At 71.6% G+C, this 22,663-nt stretch carries 18 protein-coding genes and 1 tRNA gene; 9 read left to right on the plus strand and 10 right to left on the minus strand.

Going from position 1 to position 22,663, the window contains the following annotated elements; all coding sequences use genetic code 11:
- The first annotated feature begins 58 nt into the window (after positions 1 to 58).
- Together DTL70_RS13960 and DTL70_RS13965 are read left to right on the plus strand one after the other, a co-directional pair.
- The gene (locus DTL70_RS13960) at positions 59 to 463 is read left to right on the plus strand and encodes an ATP-binding protein (protein WP_114022211.1); all 405 of its coding nucleotides are present in this window, start codon (positions 59 to 61) and stop codon (positions 461 to 463) included.
- A 160-nt stretch (positions 464 to 623) separates the two neighbouring features.
- Positions 624 to 1,586, plus strand: coding sequence for a Yip1 family protein (locus DTL70_RS13965; protein ID WP_114022212.1), 963 nt, complete (start codon positions 624 to 626; stop codon positions 1,584 to 1,586).
- 128 nt (positions 1,587 to 1,714) lie between these two features.
- Here DTL70_RS13965 and DTL70_RS13970 read toward each other — a convergent pair whose 3' ends face one another.
- The 3 genes from DTL70_RS13970 to dcd form a co-directional block, all read right to left on the minus strand.
- Positions 1,715 to 3,250 (minus strand): ricin-type beta-trefoil lectin domain protein, encoded by a 1,536-nt coding sequence (locus DTL70_RS13970; RefSeq protein WP_114022213.1) that lies wholly within the window; start codon positions 3,248 to 3,250, stop codon positions 1,715 to 1,717.
- A gap of 225 nt (positions 3,251 to 3,475) precedes the next feature.
- Positions 3,476 to 3,973 (minus strand): phosphoribosyltransferase, encoded by a 498-nt coding sequence (locus DTL70_RS13975; RefSeq protein WP_114022214.1) that lies wholly within the window; start codon positions 3,971 to 3,973, stop codon positions 3,476 to 3,478.
- A 38-nt stretch (positions 3,974 to 4,011) separates the two neighbouring features.
- A complete protein-coding gene (dcd, locus tag DTL70_RS13980) occupies positions 4,012 to 4,587 on the minus strand; it encodes a dCTP deaminase (protein ID WP_114022215.1) in 576 nt (191 codons plus the stop codon).
- Positions 4,588 to 5,236: 649 nt separating this feature from the next.
- Here dcd and DTL70_RS13985 point away from each other — a divergent pair.
- Positions 5,237 to 5,307 (plus strand) — tRNA-Gly (locus tag DTL70_RS13985).
- A gap of 573 nt (positions 5,308 to 5,880) precedes the next feature.
- Positions 5,881 to 6,231, plus strand: coding sequence for a hypothetical protein (locus DTL70_RS13990; protein WP_181860919.1), 351 nt, complete (start codon positions 5,881 to 5,883; stop codon positions 6,229 to 6,231).
- Between the two features lie 393 nt (positions 6,232 to 6,624).
- Here the strand turns inward: DTL70_RS13990 and arsB are convergent, their stop codons facing one another.
- Together arsB and DTL70_RS14000 are read right to left on the minus strand one after the other, a co-directional pair.
- Positions 6,625 to 7,794: an ACR3 family arsenite efflux transporter gene (arsB, locus tag DTL70_RS13995; protein WP_114022216.1), complete on the minus strand. Its 1,170-nt coding sequence runs from the start codon at positions 7,792 to 7,794 to the stop codon at positions 6,625 to 6,627.
- Positions 7,791 to 8,183: an ArsR/SmtB family transcription factor gene (locus tag DTL70_RS14000; RefSeq protein ID WP_114022217.1), complete on the minus strand. Its 393-nt coding sequence runs from the start codon at positions 8,181 to 8,183 to the stop codon at positions 7,791 to 7,793. The genes arsB and DTL70_RS14000 overlap by 4 nt, the downstream gene beginning before the upstream one ends.
- An 81-nt stretch (positions 8,184 to 8,264) precedes the next feature.
- Between DTL70_RS14000 and DTL70_RS14005 the strand changes: the two genes are divergently transcribed.
- Together DTL70_RS14005 and DTL70_RS14010 are read left to right on the plus strand one after the other, a co-directional pair.
- Positions 8,265 to 8,663, plus strand: a complete 399-nt coding sequence (locus DTL70_RS14005) for an ArsI/CadI family heavy metal resistance metalloenzyme (RefSeq protein ID WP_114022271.1) — start codon at positions 8,265 to 8,267, stop codon at positions 8,661 to 8,663.
- 449 nt (positions 8,664 to 9,112) lie between these two features.
- Complete coding sequence (locus DTL70_RS14010) at positions 9,113 to 9,805, plus strand: GAF and ANTAR domain-containing protein (protein WP_114022218.1); 693 nt, start codon at positions 9,113 to 9,115, stop codon at positions 9,803 to 9,805.
- Between the two features lie 478 nt (positions 9,806 to 10,283).
- On the opposite strand, the gene DTL70_RS14015 is transcribed toward DTL70_RS14010, so the two are convergent.
- Positions 10,284 to 11,600 carry a response regulator transcription factor gene (locus tag DTL70_RS14015; RefSeq protein WP_220183615.1) on the minus strand — a complete coding sequence of 439 codons (1,317 nt, stop codon included), beginning with the start codon at positions 11,598 to 11,600 and terminating at the stop codon, positions 10,284 to 10,286.
- Between the two features lie 659 nt (positions 11,601 to 12,259).
- Positions 12,260 to 12,424 (minus strand): hypothetical protein, encoded by a 165-nt coding sequence (locus DTL70_RS33535; RefSeq protein WP_181860920.1) that lies wholly within the window; start codon positions 12,422 to 12,424, stop codon positions 12,260 to 12,262.
- Between DTL70_RS33535 and DTL70_RS14025 the strand changes: the two genes are divergently transcribed.
- The gene (locus tag DTL70_RS14025; RefSeq protein WP_114022220.1) at positions 12,423 to 13,319 is read left to right on the plus strand and encodes a DUF72 domain-containing protein; all 897 of its coding nucleotides are present in this window, start codon (positions 12,423 to 12,425) and stop codon (positions 13,317 to 13,319) included. The genes DTL70_RS33535 and DTL70_RS14025 overlap by 2 nt on opposite strands.
- A gap of 44 nt (positions 13,320 to 13,363) precedes the next feature.
- On the opposite strand, the gene DTL70_RS34775 is transcribed toward DTL70_RS14025, so the two are convergent.
- A complete protein-coding gene (locus DTL70_RS34775; RefSeq protein ID WP_114022221.1) occupies positions 13,364 to 15,730 on the minus strand; it encodes an FUSC family protein in 2,367 nt (788 codons plus the stop codon).
- 219 nt (positions 15,731 to 15,949) lie between these two features.
- The gene (locus DTL70_RS14035; protein WP_114022222.1) at positions 15,950 to 16,741 is read right to left on the minus strand and encodes an Fpg/Nei family DNA glycosylase; all 792 of its coding nucleotides are present in this window, start codon (positions 16,739 to 16,741) and stop codon (positions 15,950 to 15,952) included.
- Between the two features lie 774 nt (positions 16,742 to 17,515).
- Between DTL70_RS14035 and DTL70_RS14040 the strand changes: the two genes are divergently transcribed.
- Positions 17,516 to 18,118, plus strand: coding sequence for a WXG100 family type VII secretion target (locus DTL70_RS14040; protein ID WP_114022223.1), 603 nt, complete (start codon positions 17,516 to 17,518; stop codon positions 18,116 to 18,118).
- A gap of 10 nt (positions 18,119 to 18,128) precedes the next feature.
- Positions 18,129 to 20,474, plus strand: a complete 2,346-nt coding sequence (locus DTL70_RS14045; protein WP_114022224.1) for a DUF6571 family protein — start codon at positions 18,129 to 18,131, stop codon at positions 20,472 to 20,474.
- 111 nt (positions 20,475 to 20,585) lie between these two features.
- Here DTL70_RS14045 and DTL70_RS14050 read toward each other — a convergent pair whose 3' ends face one another.
- Positions 20,586 to 22,658 carry a xanthine dehydrogenase family protein molybdopterin-binding subunit gene (locus DTL70_RS14050; RefSeq protein ID WP_114022225.1) on the minus strand — a complete coding sequence of 691 codons (2,073 nt, stop codon included), beginning with the start codon at positions 22,656 to 22,658 and terminating at the stop codon, positions 20,586 to 20,588.
- Positions 22,659 to 22,663: the final 5 nt, after the last annotated feature.

The raw sequence follows: 22,663 nt of genomic DNA on the forward strand, positions 1-22,663 counted from the left end.
GCCGCGGGCGGCGCCGCCGGGAAGACCGGGCGGGCCGCTGCCGGGAGGAGGGGGACACATGCTGAGTCCCGAACTCCTGTGCCGGCTCCGCTTCACCCTCCGCACCCTGCCGCGGCTCCGGGCCGAGGTCGAGGCGTGCGCGGCCTCCGCGGGACTCGGCGAGCCGCGCCGCGGCGAGTTCGTGGTCGCGGTCGACGCCGTCGCCACCAACGCCGTCGAACACGCGGGCGGCGGCGGCCGCCTCGTCCTGCGCAACCTGGGCAACGAGCTGGAGTGCGAGGTCGCCGACTCGGGACCGGGATTCACCGAGGACGTCATCCCCGAACTGCTCCCCGGCCTCGACGGCGCCCCCAGCGGCCGCGGGCTGTGGCTGGCCAAACTGGTGACCGACCGGCTCACCGTCGCCGACGCGGCAGAACAGGGCTCCGTCGTCACCTTCGCCATCAAGCTCCCCGAGGGCTGAGCACCCCTCCGGCTCCACCCCCTGGTGGGCCCCGCTCCACCCCGGGGTGGGCCTGGCACCACCGGGTCCCCCTAGGGGATGTCACAGCTCAGCAGCGATGTCCGGCCATCTCACCCGGCTGTGGCGCACGCGGTCGGCGTGAGAGGGTACGTTCGAGAACGTGGCTGGATTCAGGAGCGGACGCGGCCGGGGCTCCCGGGACGCGCAGCAGCATGGGCAGTACCCGCAGCACCCCTCGGGTCCGCCGTACCCGCAACAGGGCCACGGCCCCGGCGCCGGTGCGGGACCGGGCGCCTGGCAGGGCGGCGGCCCAGGACACGGCGAGCCCGAGTACTTCGGCGAGCCGCAGCCGCAGCCCCCGCGCCCCTACCCGCAGCACGGGGCACCGTACGGCGCCCCCGCGGGCCCCGGCGGACCCGGCGCGCCGCAGGGGTGGCACGGGCAGGATCCCCGCGCCAACAACCCGGGCCACACCCAGTCGTTCAGCGTCAACGAGCCGTACGGCCCCCAGGGCGGCCCCGGCGGCTACTACGGCGACGGCGCCACCTACCACGCGGGCAACTCCCCGGCCCCGCCCGCCGGGCCCCGGCTGCACTGGAAGGACCTGCTGGCCGGAATCGTCACGCGCCCCCACGCCACGTTCTGGCAGATGCGCGACTACCCGGTGTGGGGCCCCGCGCTGATCGTCACCTTCGTCTACGGGCTGCTCGCGGTCTTCGGCCTCGACCAGGCCCGCGAGGACGTCATCAACACGACGATCGGGCAGGCCATCCCGTACGTGCTGACGACCGGCATCGCCGTCGTCATCGCCGGGCTCATCCTCGGCGCCGTCACCCACACGCTGGCCCGCCAGTTCGGCGGGGACGGCGCGTGGCAGCCCACCGTCGGGCTCGCCATGCTGATCATGTCGCTCACGGACGCGCCCCGGCTGCTGTTCGCCCTCTTCCTGGGCGGAACGGCGCCCGTGGTCCAGGTCATCGGCTGGGCGACCTGGGTACTCGCCGGGTTCCTGTTCACCTCGATGGTCAGCCGCTCGCACGACCTCCCCTGGCCCCGCGCCCTGGGCGCCAGCGCCATCCAGCTCCTCGCCCTGCTCTTCCTGATCAAGCTGGGCACGCTGTAAGCGGCCAGGCGGCGCGCCGGGAAGTGAGAAGGGGCGCCGCCGCCTGACCGCACGGTTCAGCGGTTCAGCTATCGCGTGGTTCAGCTACCGAGTGGCTCAGCTGCCGCGTGGCTCGGCTACCGCGTGGCTCAGCTGGAGAAACGCTGAGCCGCCGACCCGTCGCAGGGCGCGAGCTTCGCGCGGTCCTCCAGCCCCGCCAGTGTCACGCACAGCCCGGCGTCGGAGGCGGGCCGCAGCGTCGCGCCGTCCCGCACGAACCGCTGGGCGGCGGCGTCGGAACAGTTGCCGAGCTCCAGCCCGGCCCCGTCCCTGGCCTCGCCCTCGCTCTGCACGCACCGGTCGTGGGTCTGCCCCGCGTACAGGGACTCGCCCTCCGCGTCGTACCACCACAGCTGGTTGCGCTGGCCCGGCTTGCAGGACCAGCCGCGTACGTCGGTGCCCACGGTGCTCTGGCCGCCGTCCGCGTCGAGGCAGGTGCCGGTGTCCTCGTTGCGCAGCCGCTCGAAGGCGTCGTCCCAGGCCAGCTCGTACAGCCGGGGCTTCCCCGCGCCCCGCGGGTCGGCGCAGGAGGCTTCACGGGCACCTTGCCGGCCGGCCTGGTACATCTTCGTGAAGCACGTGGCGAAAGCACCGTGGCCCCGCTCGTTCGGGTGGAAGGACTGCCGGACCGAGTTGGCGTCCGGCGGGATCGGGTTGGACAGGTCCACGTACAGGCCGCGCGCCCAGGTGTTCTCCATGCACACCTCGTGCCCGTGGAAGAGCCGGGAGGCGTCCAGGTAGCTCGCCCCGGTGCGCTGCGCGGCCTCGCGGATGCCCTTTTCGAACTTGGGCACCGCCGTGTTGCGGCCCCAGGCGGCGTCACTGGTGTATCCGACGCAGCCGCCGATCAACTTGCCGGGGAAATCCGGATTGTCCTTGACGTCGGGGCCGATCGGGCTGGGATAGCCCATGACGACGAGCTGGTAGTCGTCGTCGGCGTACCCCGCCTCGCGCATCACCGTCCGCAGGTCGTCGATCGTGCCCACGACCTTGGGCACGAGCCCGTCGACCCTGGCGTCCCAGCCGGCGTCGTACTTGGGTTCGCACCGGCCCTGGAGCGTCAGGTAGCGCGTGACGCAGTCCGTCATCACCGGCCCGAACTGGAGATCGTCGTTGGCGCCGACGACCAGCTCGATCTGCTTGAGCCGCGTGTTGCGGGCCTTGATGGCCAGGCTGTCGCTCTGCACCAGCTCATCCGGGTACTGCTTGGTGCCGCCGATCCGGATGTTCTCGGTGCTCGCCCCCGAGCAGGCGACGTTGTACGAGACGTCCACGTCGATGCCCGTACGGTGCACGGCCGCATCCGGCGACCTGTGACACCAGTTGTCGGGCCCGTCGGTCCCCGGCTCGTACGTGCCCACGCCCTCGCCGGAGATCTCACTGTCCCCGAGCGAGATCACACCGGCCTTGCGCTCGTCCAACGGCGGAGCCTCCGGACTGCCGTAGAGCTCCTGCGCCTCCTTCGCCCGGATCTCCTCCAGCTCCGGCGGCAACGGCGTACCAGCCGCCTTCGCCGCCACCTTCGCGTCTCCCCCACTCACGGGCGCGGCCGCCGCCGCACCCGCCCCTCCGAGCACCACGACCAGAGCCGCCGCGAGCGCTGTCGCGGGTCTCACACGAGCCATGAGCGCGGGTCTCACACGAGCCATGAGGTGGTCTCCCTACGGCCGGCAACTTGTTGTTACCAGCGGTTCTTACCGGCTGGTACCCGAAAAGGGAACCACCCGTGCAGGGATCACTACGCAGCGCGCAAACGTCCTCGTCCCGATGGACGGGACGAGGACGCGGCACCGGCCCCGGCCCGTGCCGGTACCCGTACGGCTCAGGGGTGCCGTTCGGCCCCACCGCTCTCAGGCGTCGAGGACCTGCCCCTCCCGGTGGACGACCGGGGGCTCGACCGACCACGGGAAGTTGATCCACTGATCGGTACGCTTCCAGACGTAGTCGCACTTCACCAGCGACTGCGACTTCTCGTAGATCACCGCGCTGCGCGCCTCGGCCACGTGCTCCGCACAGAAGTCCTGCACCAGCTTGAGAGTCTTCCCGGTGTCGGCCACGTCGTCGGCGATCAGCACCTTCTTACGGCTCAGATCGACGATGTTGGGAACGGGCGGCAACATCACCGGCATAGCGAGCGTTTCGCCCACACCGGTATAAAACTCCACGTTCATGACATGGAGATTCTTCACGTCGAGCGCGTAACCGAGCCCGCCCGCCACGAAGAGACCACCACGGGCGATGGAGAGGATGATGTCGGGTTCGTACCCGTCGTCGGCCACGCTGCGCGCCAGCTCCCGGATGGCCTGGCCGAAGAGGCTGTACGTCAGGTTCTCGCGCTCGTCACTCACAGGAATCTCTCTTGCTTGCTCACTGTCGGACCCGGCGCTCAGACGTGGGTCCGGTGGAAGTTCTGGTACGAACGGGAGGGCGTCGGCCCGCGCTGGTTCTGATAACGGGAGCCGTACTGCGGCGACCCGTACGGGAACTCGGCCGGGGACGTCAGCCGGAACATGCACAGCTGGCCGATCTTCATCCCCGGCCACAGCTTCATGGGAAGCGTCGCCACATTCGACAGCTCCAGCGTCACGTGCCCGGAAAAGCCCGGGTCGATGAACCCTGCGGTCGAGTGCGTGAGCAGACCGAGCCGGCCCAGCGAGCTCTTCCCCTCCAGCCGCGAGGCGACATCGCCGGGAAGCGAGATCACCTCGTACGTGGACGCCAGCACGAACTCCCCGGGGTGCAGGATGAACGGCTCGTCCCCCTCGGCCTCGATCGCACGCGTGAGATCACGCTGCTCGACGGCCGGGTCGATGTGCGGATAGCGGTGGTTCTCGAACACCCGGAAGAAGCGGTCCAGCCGCACATCGATACTGGACGGCTGCACCATGGCCGGATCGTACGGATCGATCCGCACCCGGCCGGCGTCGATCTCGGCCCGGATGTCCTTGTCTGAGAGAAGCACGGGCCGAGACTACGCGCACGAGTCGGGGCCGGCCCAATCGGACCGGCCCCGATGGCGGCGAGCACCTCACTCCCGCCTCCACTCCCGTCTTGCTTCCGTCTTGCTTCCGTCTCGCTTCCGTCTTCGCGGACCCCTCCCGAGCGTCCGATCCCTCACGTGAGGCGTGAGGGAGGCTCGGGACGGCGGCCACGGCCGACCACCACCAGGCACTCGACCGCCGACCGCCACCGTCGGCCCCTCACCGGTCAGCCGCTCATCCCTTGCGCTGCCGGCCCACGGGAACCGCCTGCCGCAACCGCCCGCAGCGCGGGCAGCGCAACAGCCGCCCAGGGCCGATCCGGGAGGATCCGAGATGCTGCATCGGGAACGTCGAGGTGCTGAACACATGGCCCTCGGCACACCGGACGACGGTGGTTTCCATCGCTTCCCTCTCCCCAGTTACGTGGATGCGTGGACGACAAAAGCCACGTTAGGGGATGAGTCCGACGCCCTCACCGTCGGCACTCCGCCACCACCGTACGCCCCTCAACTCCCCTGCCGGGGGCGTGGACAGCAGCTGGCCAACAGCAAAAAGGCCCAGGCCATATGCGGCCCGGGCCTCCCATGCGGTACACTGTCTCGCGAAGAGCCAACCCCTCATCGGCTCCTCGCGGGCGTAGTTTAATGGTAGAACATGAGCTTCCCAAGCTCAGAGCGCGGGTTCGATTCCCGTCGCCCGCTCAGAGACAAACCCCCAGGCCAGAGGCCCGGGGGTTGTTTGTTGTCAGGGCGGGTTCGTGGCCCGGGCCCGATGGTCGGCGAGGCCGATGCGCCAGCTCTGTCCCACTCGGCTGCACCAGAGACTTCTCCGTGTGTGCGAGATCGAGGAGGCGCCCCAGCGCCGTGATTACCCGAGTCCCCAAAAGGCCTGAGGTGGCGCGCCAGCGGCAACAATCGCGCCCCAGCCCGACCCCCCGCGGGCGCCAGGCAGTGCCGACTGCTGATCGGGGAGAGCGTCCTCGCGTAACCGGCCACGTTCGACGGGTTGTTCACGCACTCCGCAAGGGGGGGTCGGCAACCGCTTGGCCGTGTGCCGCGTGCCGTGGCCGCCGTACGAACGCGGGTCAGTGAAACCACGCGTGTGAGTGGCCAGGGCAGGGCCATGGCGGCACGCCAGCAGACGGCGATTACGGGGGGCACATGTTGGAACACATCCGTACGGTAAGTCCGTTAGGGGGACATTGTGCGTAGCACGAACAGGACTGGGCATTGCTGGCGTTGACCAGATCGCTCTTCACGAGAGGTCCCTTTCCCATGTTCCTTCGTTCTGCCACCGCGGCCCTCGGTGCATCGGCCAGCGCTCTCGTTCTCGTCATGGCCCTGCCGGGCTCGGCCTCGGCCGCGACCGGCCAGTTCCGCTACACGTACACCACCGAGGAGGGGTACGAGGCCGTCGGTTTCCTGAACCGTCCGGACAGCGGCAAGTGCATCGACCTCCCCGCGCCGGGGTCCGCTCCCGGCTCCGCTTCCAGGGCACCGAAGAACCGCACGGACGCCACCGCCACGGTCTTCGTCAACGCCGGCTGCGAAGGCGCCTCCTACGTCCTGCCGCCTGGAAAGGGTGCGGGTGACCGTCTGCAACTGCGCTCGGTCGTCTTCTCCTGACACCGAGCACTCCCGCACACAGGCTGCATTTCCGAACACGGGGCGCTGACCTTCCCGGTCGGCAGTCGTCCCCTGGTGGGCGGAGTGACCGCCGCCCACCGGTCACCGAGCCGGAGGCGCCTGACGCGGAATGCGAAGGTGGCGTCGTCCTCGTCGATGCCGGGTTGGCGGCTCGTCAGTACCTGTTCGGCGTGTTCGGGGCAGGGGCGCGACGCGTACGCCCGCAGCGGCCGTCATGTCCGGGGATGTCCGGGCCACGGGCCTCGACGCCGAGTGGGCCGACAGGCCGCGGATGCGCCGTCGTGGACGCACACGAATCGTGGACGCACACGAATCGTGGGCGCACACGAATCGTGGACGCACGCGAACAGCACCGACGGGTTCGAGTGAGGCTCAGACACGGGTAGGGCCCTCCTGCGCGGCGGCGGGAGTTCCGTTGTCCGACTGGGGGAAGTGGCGGCGGGCGGCGAGGGCGACGTGCACGAGGCCGATGAGGACGGGGACCTCGATGAGGGGGCCGACGACTCCGGCGAGGGCCTGGCCGCTGGTGGCGCCGAAGGTGGCGATGGCGACCGCGATGGCCAGCTCGAAGTTGTTTCCCGCCGCGGTGAAGGCCAGCGTCGTCGCTTTCGGGTAGTCCAGACCGACCGCGCGCCCCAGGGCCATCGATCCGGTCCACATGAGTGCGAAGTACACCAGCAGGGGCAGCGCGATCCGGGCGACGTCCAGCGGTGTGGAGGTGATCGCCTCCCCCTGCAGGGCGAAGAGGACGACGATGGTGAACAGCAGCCCGTACAAGGCGAACGGTCCGATGCGGGGGACCAGCTCGGCCTCGTACCAGGCGCGCCCCCTGGCCTTCTCACCCAGGCGCCGGGTGGCGTATCCGGTGAGCAGCGGGATGCCGAGGAAGATCAGCACACTGCGGGCGATCTCCCACACCGACACGTCGAGCGCCGTCTGCGGCAGACCGAGCCAGCCGGGGAGGACGGAGAGGTAGAACCAGCCCAGCGCGGAGAAAGCGATCACCTGGAAGACGCTGTTGAGCGCGACGAGGACGGCGGCGGCCTCACGGTTTCCGCAGGCCAGGTCGTTCCAGATGATGACCATGGCGATGCAGCGGGCCAGCCCCACGATGATCAGCCCCGTGCGGTACTCGGGCAGGTCCGGCAGGAAGGCCCACGCGAGGGCGAACATCACCGCGGGTCCGAGCACCCAGTTCAGCAACAGGGAGGGGAGCAGGAGCCGGCGGTCCCGGGTGACGGTCTCCAACCGGTCGTAGCGGACCTTGGCCAGGACCGGGTACATCATCGTCAGCAGTCCCAGCGCGATCGGCAGCGAGACACCGGCGACGGTCACCTTGGCCAGTGCGTCTCCCATACCGGGCACGAGGCGCCCCAGGACCAAACCGGTCGCCATCGCGCCCAGGATCCACGCCGCCAGCCACCGGTCGAGGAACGACAGCTTCCCGGCCACCGGCCCTCCAGCGGACGCGTCAACGGACCCGGCGGCGGACACCTCGACGGTCCCCTCGGCGGATCCGTCAGCGGAGCCTTCGGCGGTCATGAGCGGGCCTCGGCGCGCTCCGGAAGCGGGGTACCCGAAGGGCGGGTGAGGATGCCGGCCAGGCGATCGGTCATCTCGGGGATCAGCCGGTAGTGCACCCACGTACCGCGCCGCTCGCAGTCGATGAGCCCGGCCTGCCGCAGCAACTTGAGGTGGTGGGACACGGTCGGCTGGGACAGGTCGAAGTGCGGCGTCAGGTCGCACACGCACACCTCACCGCCCGCGCGCGAAGCGATCATCGACAGCAGGCGCAGCCGGATCGGGTCGCCCAGAGCCTTGAACACCTTCGCCAGCTCCGTGGCCTGGTCCTCCGCCAGCGGGGCGGTCAACAGCGCCGGGCAACATTCCTCGACGTCCCGGCCGAGCACCCTGAGCTCCTGATTCGACATGCTTCTATGTTGACGTTCTTCGATCCGAGGCGCAAGCTCTTCATCGACATCCCTCGATGCAACCTGTTCGGGAAGGTTTCCATGTCACGTCTCCAGCTCGCACTGAACGTTCCTGACCTGGAAGGATCGGTGGCCTTCTACTCCAAGCTCTTCGGCGTCGAACCCGCCAAGCGCCGCCCCGGCTACGCCAACTTCGCCCTCGCCGAGCCACCGCTGAAACTGGTCCTCATCGAAGGCGAGGCCGGCCAGGACACCCGTCTGGATCACCTGGGCGTCGAGGTCGAGAACACCGAGCAGGTCACCAACGCCACCGACAGGTTGAAGGAGGCCGGACTGGCCACCTTCGAGGAGAACGACACCACCTGCTGCTACGCCCTCCAGGACAAGGTCTGGGTCCACGGCCCCGGCCGCGAGCCCTGGGAGGTCTACGTCGTCAAGGCCGACGCCGGCGACAGTGACGGACCAGACCGTCGACGATGACGGTGACGGCACCGTCGGCAAGGCTCCCCAGGAAGGCAGTGGGGGCAGTGAGGACAGTGAGGACAACGAGGACAGGCTGACGGACCGTGCGATAGCCCTCGTCTGTCCTGTCCTGCCTCGCGCGCTACTGAGTCGGCCTGCTCTGACCTGCACGGGGTTCGGCACGGTGGTCAGTCGTTCCCGGACGGATTCCCACGGCCGCCGATCCGACTGTGGGTCCCGCCTTGACGTGGCCGACGCGTCATCGGGGCGGTGTCGTGCCGGGTGGGGGCCCGGGGCGCGGGGTTCCAAGGCGTCGGGGCGCGGGACCCCCGGCGCCTGGCCGCCGGGCCGCGTCGCCGCGAATGAGCACCCGCAAACCCGGGTAAGCGCCGCTTCCAGCGGCCCAGCGGCCCAGCGGCCCAGCGGCCCAGCGGCCCAGCGGCCCAGCGGCGGGGAAGGAGAACACCATGGGCTGGGAGAATTTCGCGACCCGGATGGCAGCGATGGCCCGTGACCTGCTGTCCCAGGACTCGGTCGACGCGACACTGGAGCGCATCACCGGTTCCGCGGTGGAGATCGTCGAGGGGTGCGACGCTGCCGGCATCCTGATCCTGCACGGCCGCCGGGTCCAGTCGCTGGCTCCCACCGAGGACCTCGTCGTGCGCAGTGACGCGCTGCAAGAGCGCCTGGGCGAAGGCCCGTGTTTCGACGCCGCCCGGCACGACGGGGAGAAGCGCGTCTTCCGTATCGAGGACCTGACCGTCTACCAGGACCGGTGGCCGCGCTACGCGGCCCAGGCCCGCGCACTCGGCGTCGGCAGCATGATGGGCTTTCTCCTCTACACCGACGACGAGGAGCTCGGGGCCCTCAACCTCTACGCCAGGCAGCCGGCCGCCTTCAGCGCCGCGAGCGAGACCTCCGGCTGGCTGCTGGCCTCCCACGCCGCCGTCGCGCTCTCCAGCGCCCGCAACGCCGCGCAGCTTCACCAAGCCCTCGACACCCGCCATACCATCGGTCAGGCCATGGGCATCCTCATCGAACGCCACAACCTCACCGAAGACGACGCCTTCGCCGCCATGCGGCGCCTGTCCCAGGAGCGGAACACCAAGCTCCGCGAGATAGCCCGCCAAGTCTGCGAAACCGGCGGCACCAAGATCTGATATCCGACACCCGTGTGGTGACGCCTTCTGGGGGGCGGTTTCGTCGCAGAGGGTGGGGTCGGCTTTCCGGGCACTGACTTGCCGGGCGGCCTGTGGATGCGGGGAACACCACGACAGTCGGTACCCCGAGCAGGGAGAGGAGTGCGCCGATGACGACGAACGCGGTGGCGGCGTCCCCGAGGTGGTGCCCCAGCCGCAGCCGTGCGTGCGGTTCGCTCTCGCCGGCCATCACGGCTCCCCTCACCTGACGTCGCCCCCGGGAGGCTTCGGAGACGCCGCCGCGAGTCGCGCGGAACGCGGTCGTCCCTGGTGGCCGGTGGGGGGGGGACAGACACGGCGTAACAACGCGTCGAGCGGCCCGAATAGCGGTAGCGCGGTCCGGCGTGGGACGTCGTGGCTCCGTGGTCCCTGTTGCGGCAGAACTGGCCAGCTGCGTAGCGGTTGCCCGAGTTCGAGGTGAGGGTGCAGCTCGTCGCCGTCAGGTGCGGGCGCTACCGCTATCGCTTTCGGCACCGCTTCCGCCTTCGCGCTCGCTCCCGCCTCCGCCTTCGCGCTCGCGGTCGCCTCCGCGCTCGCGCTCGCGGTCGCCTCCGCGCTCGCGGTCGTTGAGGATGTCGAGGATGCGGCCGGCGTGGCCGTGGCCCCCGCGGGGGGTTTCGGTGTCGGCGGGTGGCCGTGGGGTGGACGGGGAGCGGTAGAAGTAGCCGATGCCGCGGGCCGAGACGATGGCGTCGCCGCCCAGCGGTGTGGCGTCGAGTTTGCGGCGCAGCCGGGAGACGGCGAACTTCACCCGCGAGAAAGCGGTCGCTTCGGGGTCGTTCCACGCCGCGGCCAGCAGGCGCCCGAAGGGCTGGACCGCGCCGGCGTTGCGTACCAGCAGGTTCAGCAGGCGGAACTCGATGGGGGTCAGTTCCAGCGGTTGGCCGACGGCGTGGGCTTCCAGGCTGAGGGAGTCGAGCCGGAGCAGGCCGTCTTCCCAGACGGCCTGCTCGTGCGCCGTTTCGCCGTGTCGGCGCAGTACCCGTGCCATGCGTGCCAGGAGTTCCCTGGGGCTGCACGGCTTGACGACGTAGTCGTCCGCGCCGGCGGCGAGTCCGATGACGAGGTCCTGGTCGTCGCCGCGCGCGGTCAGGAAGATCACCGGGATGTCGCTGACGCTGCGCAGGCGCCGTAGCACTTCGATGCCGTCGATGCCCGGCAGCATGATGTCGAGCAGAACGATGTCCGGGCGTTGGGCGTACGCCTCCCGGAGGCCGGTGGAGCCGTCGTACGCGTGACTGACCTGGTAGCCGCCGCTGCGGGACAGCGCCGCCTCCAGCGCCGCGACGAGGGCTTCGTCGTCCTCGATCAGCAGTGCGCGGGGGCGGCGGCGGGGGCCGCCGCCCGGGGTGACGTGCACGGCCGCGGGAACGGAGCGGGGCGTGAGGGCGGGCATGGGGGAAGCCGTGGGTGACGGGGTGGTGTTCGCGTCGTTCGACCGGATCGGGTGGGCGGACCGCGTCGCGTCCGTCAACCGGATCGTGTCGACGTCGCGGGCGGTGACTCCCTGGCCGATCAGGAAGTCGAGCGCCGCCTGGTAGCACGGGTCGCACAGCCGGGTCTCGCGGCGGTTCAGCACGATGACGAAGCGGGCTGTGCGGCCGCAGGGGTGGCCGGCGACGTGCGTCGCGCACGGCCCGGCGAACACGGCGGTGCCCGCTTCCTGTACGCGGCGCCGTGTGCGGCGGGCGGCCGAGCGGCACGTGTCGGAGCAGTAGCGGCGGGGCCGTCCCACCCTGGCGGGTGCGGGCAGCACGGTTCCACACGCGTGGCATCGGGCCGCGGCAGCGTCCACGTGCGGTCTTCCTCCTCAACCTCCGCCGCCCGGCACGCAACTCGGTTTCGTGCCGCCGGACGGGTGCGAAAACGTTGGCGCCTCTTGGCTCTTCCCCGTGTATGGAGTTTCCTGGAGTCGTGCGGCCCGACCGCCTCTCGACGGCCGGGCCTCGGGTCTCACGATCGCCTGTGCTGTCCGGCGTCGACGATCGAAGACACCACTGCGCGGAGAGCCCTCGCCACCAAGGCGAGGGCCTCGTGCTGCGTCAGGGTGGCGAGCGCGTCCAGGATCCCGAACGCGACGCGCAGTCCCGACCCCCACGAGGTGTTCTCCCGCAGGTACCACCTGCCGGCCGGTGACGCGGAGTCAACGGGCTCGACGGTCCGGGTGCGGCCGCGTACTGCGGTGCACACGTGCCGTTCCGCGTCCGCGTCGCGGCTGTCCGGCTACGGGGCTGGGCACATCGGCGACCTCCTTCGACAGCGACCGCGACCCTCGCGAGCTGTCGCGACACGCGCGCGGTGGTCATGCCGCGTCGGAAGCCGTTCGGTGTGTCCGTCCGTCCCGTTGTCCGGGGTGGTGCCTTCACGGTGCTGCCTGCCGTCGCGCTACCGCAAGGCACCGCAATCAACGTAGCGTCACGGCGGCGGCTCGGCTTCTCCGTCCCGGCCACCCTCGCCGTCTTCGCCACCCTCGCCACCCTCGCCGTCCTCGCCGTTGCGGGTCGTGACGTTGTGGACGCTGGGGCCGGTACGCAAGGGGCGGGTCTGCCCGGGAGCCGGGTGGGTAACCGGCGGCGGCATGGGCGACATCCTTGTGGGCACGTGCTCGTGGGCCGATCGCGCGCTGGTCGCGAGTGGTTGGTATCCGCCGGGGCGGCGGGGCGCCGAGGGGCGGCTGCGGTACTACGCCGAGCGCTTTCCGCTCGTCGAGGCCGACACCACCTACTACGCGCTGCCCGGCGAGCGGAACAGCCGGTTGTGGGCGGAGCGGACACGGGACGGGTTCGTGTTCGACGTGAAGGCGTTCTCGCTGCTCACCGGGCATCCCACGCGGAGTGCGGTGATGCCGGGCGGGCTGCCGGCCGATGCGCGCGATCCGGGGGTGCTGGAGGAGGTGTGGGCGCGGTTCGCCGACGGGATCGCGCCCTTGCGGCGGGCGGGGCGGCTGGGGAGTGTGCTGTTCCAGTTTCCGCCGTGGTTTCGGCCCGGGGAGCGGGCCGAGGCGTTCCTGGCGGCGACGGCGCGGCGGACGGAGGGCTGGCCCGTCGCCGTCGAGTTCCGGCATCCCGCGTGGTGGCGGGAGGGGCGGTGGGACGGCACGGCCGCGCTGCTGGAGCGGTACGGCATGACCGCCGTCGCCGTCGACATGAACCAGGAGTTGCCGTCGTCGGTGCCGCCCGCGGTGTGCGTCACCTCGTCCCGGTTGTCCGTCGTACGGTTCCACGGGCGCAGCGCCGCCTGGGGTACCGGGAGCAAGGAGGAGCGTTTCCGGTACGCGTACGGCGAGGACGAACTCGCGGCGTGGCTGCCACGGTTGCGCGGACTCGCCGAGCACGCGGGGCAGGTCCACGTCCTGTTCAACAACTGCTGCGGTGACGCGGCGGTGCGGGACGCCGAGACCATGGCGCGGTTGCTGGGATCTGCGGGCCCGCCGTCGGCGGCGCCCACCGCGCTGCCGGACGGCGGCACCCGCTGAGCGGTCGGAGCAAGCGGAGAGAGGGGGGAGAGAGGGGAGCGGCGTCACGCGGGGGCGTGCGCCGCGTGACGTGCGTGGCGGGCGTGGCCCCGGCGGCGACCGGTGTGTCCCCCGGGGCGACGTGCGTCGTCCCGGGGATCGCGTTCGGGGCCGCTGGGCGGGACGGGGCCCGGGGTGAGGTCCGCGGTGAGCGTCTCCAGGGCGAGGACGGTGCGCAGACAGGTGGCGAGCGCTCTGGCCCGGGGGATGGAGACGGTGCCGGGGGCGGCGGGGTCGGCCACCCAGGCGAGCCCGCTCTTCGCGGACAGCGCGGTGAACAGCGCGCGCAGCTCCCCGGGGCGTACGGCCTTCCCGCTCGCCGCCAGTTCCTCCAGCGCGGCGAGGTGGCCTTGCAGCGGGGCGGCGAACTCGGCGAGTTCGGGGACGGTTTCGGTGCTGTCCGCCGGGAGGTGTTCTCTCAGCAGTGCGGTGCAGCGGGTCACGGCGAAGACGGACGAGGTGATGCGCCTCAGCTCGGCGGCGCTCCAGCGGGCCCGGTGGCCGCGCGGCTCGTGGGGCAGGTGGCCGATGGCGGACTCCAGCTCCTCGCGGGCGCGGCGGGCGGCGCCGCGCAGCTGCTCCAGCGTGGCCCTGTCGGTGGCGGCGGCGTCCGTGTAGCCGGTCAGCAGGGCGGGCAGCAGGCGTTGCTGCGTCCGCAGCCAGCGTGCGAGCAGGTCGGGAATGCGGTGGTGGTGCCAGGTGGGCAGCACCAGGAAGATCGCCAGGGCGATGGCCGCGCCGAGCACGGTGTCGGCGGGGCGTCCCCACGCCACCAGGTTCTGCGCCGTCCCCATCTGGTGCAGCAGGAAGACGATCCACGCCGTCAGGACGAGGTTGAGTGTGTGCTGGCCGGTACGCAGGACGACGAACGTCACGGCGGCGAAGGCGACGGTGGCGAGCGCGAGCGCGTCGTGCGACCAGGAGAACTGGAGCAGTCCCCAGGCGAGGAATCCTCCCGCGATGGAGCCGACGGGGCGGCTCCATCCGCGCGCGAACGTGTGCTGGTAGTCGGGGAAGAGGACGAGCATCGTGGTCAGTGCCGCCCAGAATCCGTGCGCGGGCAGGCCGTGTCCCCAGAAGTCCCCGAGGGCGCGGCCCGCCGCCTCTCCGACGGTGGTACCGATGCCGACCCGGAGGGCGTGCCGCAGCAGCGGCGCCCCCGTCAGCCTCGGGCTGAGCTCCGCCGTGAGCCGGCGGAGCCCGCCACGGGCCAGCCCTTCGGGCCGGTAGAGAGCGGGGATCTCCTCGTGCGGTGCCGCGGCGGCGACGGTGACGGCGGAGGACGGGGCGGGGGCCGCGACCGGGGCCGAACCGTTGGCGGACGGGTCCACCGCGTCGCGCGCAGCGGCGGCCACCGGGTCCGGGCGGGTGGCGCCCTGCGCGTCCGTCACCGCGAGGGCGGCCAGCCGTCGGGCTTCCGCGAGGCGGGCGCGCAGGGTGTCGGCGAGCGGCCCTTGCCAGTCGTGGAGGGCGGGAGGAGCGGGGGCGCCGACGGCAGGGTCCTTCGCCGCCGGCCGGGGGTGGCGGCCGGCGGCGATGGTGCGCGCGAGCGCGTCGAGGGCGGCGGCCAGCGCTTCGTACGGCACGTCGCGGGCGCCTTGGGCCGCGTACAGGGCGCGGCGGACACGTTCGGCCTCGCCGAGCAGCCCGAACAGCGGTGCGGCGGCGGGGCGGGCGTGCGGCGGGAGGAGGCCGAGTGCCGTGCGGGCGGCGGAGAAGGGGGCCGGGGAGACGCTCGCAGCGGCGCCCTCGGGGCCCACGGCGCCGCCCGTACGGCGGGTGGCCATGGCGCCCTCGCGGCGGGCGTAGTCGGCCAGTGACGCGTACACGTCGGCGAGCTTGCGGCGCTGCGCCGCGTGGCGGCGGCCGTACGGCGGCAGCAGGTGGACGAGGACGACCAGTCCCGAACCGGCGGCGATCCACTCGACCATCTCCAGGCCCGCGCCGATACCGGGCGAGACGTCGGCGGTGATCAGCATGCCGATGACGACGAGGCAGGCGCGGATTCCGGGCGCGGCGCCCAGGGCGCGCCACAGGCCGGCGAGGAAGGCGGCGAAGGACAGGGCGATGAGGAAGTACCAGCTGGTCGGCTGCAGGAAGACGCCCAGCGCCGTGGCGCCGCTGAAGGCGAGAGCCATCACGGACGCGTTGACGAGGCGGTGCCGCAGAGGGGCGAGGAGGGTGCCGATGCCGCAGATGAAGGCGCCGACGCTCATCATCGTGGTGGCGAGGAGATCGTCGCGCGCCCAGCCGAGGGCGGCTGAGATGGCGACGGCGAGCACGGCGCGGCCGATGGCCCACGGGTCGGCGAAGACCCGTTCCGTGTGGAAGCCCTTGCGTACGGTGTGTGCGAGCGATGCCGTCCAGGCCAATCCGGGTCACGTCCTCCGTCCGTTCTCGTCTGCCGTCCCGTCCCCGCTGCTGTCCGCTGCCGCGACGGCGATCTATTTGTATTGTACACCTATACAAATAGGGAGCCTGTCTTCCTGATATGGCAGGCGAGGAAAAGGTGAGCGGCGGGCCCCGGTGCCCGGACCGGGCCGGGACGGGCTCAGTCCGGGCCGGACGGGATCAGTCCGGGCCGGGCCGGCTCAGTCCGGGGCCGGCTGGCAGTGCGGGCACCAGTACGTCGTACGTCCCGCCGCGCGGCCCGCGCGCAGACGCGTGCCGCAACGGGGGCAGGGTGCCCCCGGGTCCGGGGCATCGCGGTGGCCGGTCAGCCAGTCGTCGCGCGGCGGAACCTGCGCGGCACGCACCGAGGTGCGCAGCACCCGGCGCATCGTGCGGTACAGCTCCGCGCGCTCGCCGTCGGTGAGGGAGCCGGTGGAGCGGGAGGGATGGAGCCTGGACTGCCACAGGATCTCGTCCGCCAGCAGGTTGCCGAGACCGGCGAGGAGCGACTGGTCGGTCAGGGCGGCCTTCAGCCGACCGCGACGTCCGGTGAGCGCCGCGTCGAAGTCGGCGCGGGAGACCGCGAGCGCGTCGGGGCCCTGCTCGTCGAGGAGGCGGGCGGCCTCCGGGTCGCCGGCGAGCCACAAGCCCTTGAGCTTGCGCTGGTCGCGGTAGCGCAGCTGCCGGGAGCCGGCGAGGGTGAACAGCACACGATCGTGTGCGTGCGGAGCGTCGTCGGCGTGGGCGCACACCAGCCGCCCGGTCATGCCGAAGTGGAACTGGACGGTCGGCCCGCCGGTATGGGCCAGCAGCCACTTGCCGTGCCGCTCAAGCTCGGTGAACCTGCGCCCCTCCAGGTCGCGGCTCAGCCGCCCCGCGCCGACGCCGTGGAGCACCCCCGCGTCCCGCACGTCGACCTGTTCGATCGTCCGGCCCCGCGCACAGCCGGCCAGCACCTTGCGGAAGCCTTCGACGTCGGGAAGCTCGGGCATCGCTGTCACACCTCGCTGATAGGCGACGCGTCCTCCGCCTCCAGCGTAGGAGGACGGACGGCACCCCGCGCGGGCGCGGCCCGGGCCCCCGGGGACCGGTTGTCACATCGAGGGCGGTCCCGTTCATCGCGAACGGTGAGAGCGGGCCGGTGGTGACCGGAGCCGGCCCAGGACGAGAGCGGGAGCACCTGAGGGGGGACGTCACAGGGCGCGGGCGGCGCGCCGCGAAGCTGCCGCCCGAGGCGCACTGTCCGCGCGGCGGCTGGGCCCCTCCGGTGGCGCGGAGGGCGCGGCTCGGCCCCGCCGGTAGCGCGGAGGGCGCGGCTCGGCCCCGCCGGTAGCGCGGAGGGCGCGGCTCGGCGGCGCGGGTGGCGCGGAGGGCGCGGCTCGGCGGCGCGGGAGTCGGGCGTACGCGTCGATGCGGGCGTGCCGGCCGAGGCACGGCGGAGCGGACCCGTGGCGTCGGCCACCTCGCCGGCGGCGGCCCGAGGGCCCCACGGCGGTGGACCCCGGGCCCCGCAGGAGCGGTGCGCCCGCATCGGCAGGCCCCACGCCGGCAGGCACCGCGTCGGCAAGCACCGCGTCGGCAGGCACCGCGTCGGCAGGCCGCACGGCCGCAGGCCCCCACGGCTGCGGCCTCCACGCTGCGGGCCGCGGCCCCGCGCCAGAGGTCTCAACGCCCCGCTTCTCACTGCACGTTGATAGCTGTTTCCTCCGCTTGTCTTGTAGGTTCCCAGAAAGGTCGGAGACGTTCACCGGCGAAAGCGGGGATTCATGTCGTTCGGCGAGGAGTGGGCGGGGCTGGTGGCCAACGCCCGGGCGGGTCAGTCGACTTCCATGCGACTCAATCACGCGCCGTCACCGGAGCAGGGGCCGGGCGGGGGAAACGGTGGGGGTCAGGGCTCGGGAAAGGGTCTGCACGTCACGCCGCATGTGCTGCGCACTTTCGCGGGCAAGGCCGAGAAGGTGAGCGACGACTTCCAGAAGACGGACAACGAGACGATGGCGGAGACGGAGCAGGTCCCCGGTTCCATGAAGGGCTTCGCCAGCGATGAGGCATTCAAGGATTTCCAGGAGATGTGGCGCGGCCAGATGCGCTATCTGGACGGCCTCTACACGGGGGTCGCCAAGGCGCTGCGTGCGGCGGCCAAGACGTTCAAGGCGGAGGACGTGCGGCGCAAGGCGGAGATCGACAAGGCCGTCCCCGACGGGCAGGGCCTCAACAGGGGCCCGGTGTACGGGCCGTTCGTGAACGGGGCGGAGAAGCCGATGTACGGCCCCTTCGTCTCCCCGCCTCCCACGTCGAAGTCCGGCGTTCCGGCCCCTGGTGCGCAGGGTCCCGCTCTGCCGCCCGTCACGCCGGAACCCACCTCATAGGAGCGCGGTGATGACCACCCCCTATCTCGCCTACACCGCGATCCGCGACGTGAATCTCGAACCGCTCCGGGAAGCCGTGAAGAAGTGGCAGAAGTTGCCCGGAAAGATGGACGAGGTGTCGACCACCTTCGGCCGTACGGTCTCCTCTCCGCTGGAGCAGTCCGGCTGGTACGGGGAGACGGCCGATGCCGCCTTCAAGAAGTTCCGGAACATCCGGAACCAGATGGCCGAAGCCTCGGGGCAGGCCCGGAAGATCGGCACCGTGATGTCCGAGGCGCTCACGAAGTTCGAGGACGCGCGGGACGAGATCCGGCGCATCGACAAGGCGGTGCGCACCAAGCCGGAACAGGGCGAGAACTACCTCAGGGTCAACGAGAAGGAAGGCGTCGTCTATCTCGACCCGCCGGACGACATGAAGACCTCCCCGGGTCTGCAGAAGGCGTACCACGAGACGATCGCCGACTACAACCACCGCATCCTCGCCGCCATCCGCAGCGCCAGCGACGCCGACCACGACCTGCTGACGGCCCTGCGGATCGATCCGCCGGGCAAGGGCTTCAACGACGACATCGCGGGCCATCTGGGGGACGTGGACGCCGAGACGAAGAAGGACCTCGACGCGGCGCTCGACCTCGCGAAGGACAAGGGCACCGACATGAGCGAGAAGGAGTTGACCCGCCTCAACGGTCTTCTCGCCAAGAACGCGCGGAATCCGGACTTCGCCGAGAAGTTCGCCCTGAAGATGGGCCCGCAGGGAACGCTCGACTTCTGGCTCGGGATGGCCGAGCCAGAGACGCGGCGGAACGGCGCGGCGGGCAGCGTGCGGGTCGAGCGCAGCAAGGCGGAGAACGCACGCCGGGCCGGGCTCCAGGACAATCTCGGGGTGATTCTCGGGCTGGCCAGCCAGTCCGACTCCGACGGTATGCGGGCCTGGAAGAAGGACATGCTGGAGCTGAGCACCGAGCGCATCCACGCCGAGGAGGCGAAGGGCAGGATCGGCGGCAATCCGGGCCCCTACAACACGCAGGTGCTCAGCAATCTGATGCGCACGGGGAAGTGGGACACGGATTTTCTGCACGACTACGGCGACAAGATCATCAAGCTGGACAAGGAGGACGCGCTCAGGAACCACCGCAACGATCCGCCCAGCAAGTGGATCAGCGGCGGTCTGTCCGACGCGGCGTTCCTCAACTTCGGCCCGGAGAACGACGCGGGAGAGGATCCGCTCACCGGTTTCATGGAGGCTCTGGGGCACAATCCGGAGGCGTCCACGGAGTTCTTCAAGGACGAGGGGAACTTCGACTATCTGACCTCGCAGCGGGAGTGGCCCAGGGACGGCGAGGTCGCCGAGACGGGCGATCTGAAAGGCGTCAAGGGCGGTGTCCAGGCGCTGTCCCACGCTCTGGCGTCGGCGACGACCGGGCACGACTACGAGCAGCCGCTGCCCGACCGGCTGCCCGCGCACACCGGGGACCAGGCCGAACTGATGAGCCGCATCATCAAGGGCACCGCGGACATCAAGGACGACTTCGCGTTGCAGCCCGGCATGCACGAGTACCTCGGAAGGGCGGCGGCCGAGTACACGCCGGACCTCTTCCGCGCCATCAAGGACGGCAGCGGTGACGACACACTCTTCCCGATGCGCGGGCACCAGGCCGAGATGACGCACGCCGACGCGACCCGCTTCCTCGTCCAGCTGGGGCAGAACCCCGAGGCGAACGCGGCGCTGTACGGCGGTCAGAAGCTCTACACGCAGCACGTACTCGAACACCACCTGGCGGGTGACCTTCCGGCGGCCGAGAAGTACCAGGCCGGCAGAGAGAACACGGTGGAGGAGATTCTGCGGACCTCCGGCGAGGTCGCCGGCACGATGGCCATCGGACGGCAGGAGGCGACCATCGGCGACGCCGTCCGCGAGATGAAGGAGTTCGACGGCGCGATCCTCAGCAAGCGCCTGTGGGCCAACGGCGGCTTCGGGACGGTGGTCGCGGGCGCCTCCGCGATGTCGCGGTTCGCGCCCAACCCCGTCGCGGCGGTGACCGTCTCCAGCATGATCATCGGGGCCGAGGGCGCGTGGGCCAACGACTTCGACCGCGAGTACCTCTCGTTCGACGAGACCATCGAGAAGGCCGACGCGGCGGGCCGGCTGTACGACGAGATGTCCCGCAGGGACGTGCAGCAGAACGAGAAGATCCTGGAGGCCATCGCGAAGGAGCACGACGTCGACGTCTCGCTCAGCTGGGCCGAGCTGTACTCCGACGACGGCTTCGCACAGGGCTACTCGCGGGTCAACACGACGGCGCCGTTCCTCACCTCGCACGAGCAGGTGAGCACCCTGGCCCCGCGCGGGTCGTGACCCGGGGCGCCGCGCCCACGGACGACGGCTCCCGACCGCGAGGCGCGGTCGGGAGCCGGGTCGGTCAACAGCCGTGGTCGCCGGCCCCACGTCGGGCTCGGAAACCCCGCGTCAGCCGAGCACCCCCACCCGGTCCGGCGTCAGCGGAAGGTCGCGCAGGCGCTGTCCCGTGGCGTGGTGGACGGCGTTGGCGATCGCGGCGGGGGTGCCGACGATGCCGATCTCGCCGATGCCCTTGCCGCCGACCGGGTTGAGGTGCGGATCGTGCTCCTCGATCCAGTGCGCGTCGAGGTCGGGGACGTCCGCGTTCGCGGGAACGTGGTAGCCGGCCAGGTCCTTCTGGACGAAGCCGCCGAGCCGGGCGTCGAGGCTGCTGTGCTCGGTCAGCGCCATGCCCAGGCCCATCGTCATGCCCCCGATGAACTGGGAGCGCGCCGTGCGGGCGTTGAGGATGCGGCCCGCCGCGAAGACGCCGAGCATCCTGCGTACCCGCACCTCGCCGGTGACCGTGTCGGCGGAGACCTCGGCGAAGAGCGCGCCGAAGGCGTGCCGCGCGTAGTCCTCCTGCCCCTCCACGTCCGAGGTGGTGTCGACGGTGACGATGCTGCCGTCCGACTCGCGCAGCTCGCGGCACGCCTTGTGCACGGCCCAGCCCCAGGAGGCGGTACCGGAGGAGCCGCCGGCCAGCGGCGCCTGCGGCAGGTCGCTGCTGCCGACGTCGATACGCACGGCGTCCAGCGCGACGCCCAGCTCCTGCGCCGCGACCTGGGCCAGCACGGTGCGCGCTCCGGTGCCGATGTCGGTGGCGTTGATCCGCACGTGGTAGGTGCCGTCGCCCATGGACTGCACCGAAGCCGTGGAGGGGGCGACGATCACCGGGTAGGTGGAGGCGGCCACGCCGGTGCCCAGCAGCAGGTCGCCCTCGCGCCGGGCCGCGGGGCGCGGGTCGCGGCGCTCCCAGCCGAAGCGGCGCGCGCCCTCGCGCAGGCAGTCGGCCAGGTGGTGGCTGCTGAAGGGCTTGCCGCTCTCGGGCTCGGTCTCGGGAATGTTGCGCAGCCGCAGCTCGACCGGGTCGAGGCCGAGGGAGTGGGCCAGCTCGTCCATGGCGCATTCCAGCGCGTACATGCCGGGGGCCTCGCCGGGCGCCCGCATCCACGACGGGGTGGGCACATCCAGCCGGACGACGCGGTGCCCGGTGCGGATGCCGTCGGCGCCGTACATGACGCGGGAGGGCACGGCGGCCTGCTCCACGAACTCCTTGAGGGTGGAGGTGTGGGTGGCCACGTCGTGCTGGAGGGCGGCGAGCGTGCCGTCGTCGCGGGCGCCCAGCCGCAGCCGCTGGACGGTGGGGGCGCGGTGCCCGACGACGGCGGGCATCTCGCGGCGCGGCAGCGCGAGCTTGACGGGGCGTCCGGTGTGCCGGGCGCCCATCGCCGCCAGGACGACGGGGGGACGCGGGGTGCCCTTGGAGCCGAAGCCGCCACCGACGTGCTCCGCGACGACGGTGACCTGCTTCTCCTCGAGGTCGAACATCGTGGCGAGCACCTGGCAGACCGTGCTGGCGCCCTGGCTGGAGTCGTAGGCGATCAGGTGCCCGGCCTCCCACAGTGCTGTGGAGGCGTGCGGCTCCATGGGGTGGTTGTGCAGCGGGGTGATGCCGTAGGTGGCGTCGAGCTGGTGCGAGGCCGCGGCGTACGCGCTCTCGAAGTCGCCGCTGTGCTGGTCACCCGGGTAGCCCCCGTTCGCCCACTCCGGGTGGTACAGGCCGGGGTGGTCGGCGCGGACGAGCACGTCGTGCGGCTCTTCGTCGTAGCCGACGCGGACGGTCTGCGCCATCTCCCGCGCCGCCTCCAGCGTCTCGGCGACAGCCAGCGCCACGTACCAGCCGCGGTGCGGCACCCGGTCGTTCTGCAGCAGGAAGAGCGTGGGGTCGTCGGGTTCGACCAGGCGGGGCGCGTTCTCGTGGGTGAGGACGGCCAGCGCGCCGGGGATCGCCAGCGCCTCGCCGTCCTCGACGCCGGTGACCCGGCCGTGCGCCACGGTCGCCGCCACCGGCCAGCCGTAGGCGCAGGCGGGCGGCGTGTGCTCGGTGGCGTAGCGGGCGGTCCCGGTGACCTTGGCCCGGCCCTCGCGGCGCAGTGCGGGCGCCCCCAGGACACCCTCGGTGGTCTCGGTCACGGCCATTGTCC

The organism is Streptomyces diacarni, from assembly GCF_003323715.1.
GTDB lineage: Bacteria > Actinomycetota > Actinomycetes > Streptomycetales > Streptomycetaceae > Streptomyces > Streptomyces diacarni.

Excerpts from the sequence above, each read along its gene's own strand:
- DTL70_RS13960 (WP_114022211.1), top strand. The coding sequence starts at position 59 with ATGCTGAGTCCCGAACTCCTGTGCCGGCTCCGCTTCACCCTCCGCACC.
- DTL70_RS13970 (WP_114022213.1), bottom strand. The coding sequence starts at position 3,250 with ATGGCTCGTGTGAGACCCGCGACAGCGCTCGCGGCGGCTCTGGTCGTG.
- DTL70_RS13990 (WP_181860919.1), top strand. The coding sequence starts at position 5,881 with ATGTTCCTTCGTTCTGCCACCGCGGCCCTCGGTGCATCGGCCAGCGCT.
- arsB (WP_114022216.1), bottom strand. The coding sequence starts at position 7,794 with ATGACCGCCGAAGGCTCCGCTGACGGATCCGCCGAGGGGACCGTCGAG.
- DTL70_RS14000 (WP_114022217.1), bottom strand. The coding sequence starts at position 8,183 with ATGTCGAATCAGGAGCTCAGGGTGCTCGGCCGGGACGTCGAGGAATGT.
- DTL70_RS14005 (WP_114022271.1), top strand. The coding sequence starts at position 8,265 with ATGTCACGTCTCCAGCTCGCACTGAACGTTCCTGACCTGGAAGGATCG.
- DTL70_RS14010 (WP_114022218.1), top strand. The coding sequence starts at position 9,113 with ATGGGCTGGGAGAATTTCGCGACCCGGATGGCAGCGATGGCCCGTGAC.
- DTL70_RS14025 (WP_114022220.1), top strand. The coding sequence starts at position 12,423 with ATGGGCGACATCCTTGTGGGCACGTGCTCGTGGGCCGATCGCGCGCTG.
- DTL70_RS33535 (WP_181860920.1), bottom strand. The coding sequence starts at position 12,424 with ATGCCGCCGCCGGTTACCCACCCGGCTCCCGGGCAGACCCGCCCCTTG.
- DTL70_RS14035 (WP_114022222.1), bottom strand. The coding sequence starts at position 16,741 with ATGCCCGAGCTTCCCGACGTCGAAGGCTTCCGCAAGGTGCTGGCCGGC.
- DTL70_RS14040 (WP_114022223.1), top strand. The coding sequence starts at position 17,516 with ATGTCGTTCGGCGAGGAGTGGGCGGGGCTGGTGGCCAACGCCCGGGCG.
- DTL70_RS14045 (WP_114022224.1), top strand. The coding sequence starts at position 18,129 with ATGACCACCCCCTATCTCGCCTACACCGCGATCCGCGACGTGAATCTC.
- DTL70_RS14050 (WP_114022225.1), bottom strand. The coding sequence starts at position 22,658 with ATGGCCGTGACCGAGACCACCGAGGGTGTCCTGGGGGCGCCCGCACTG.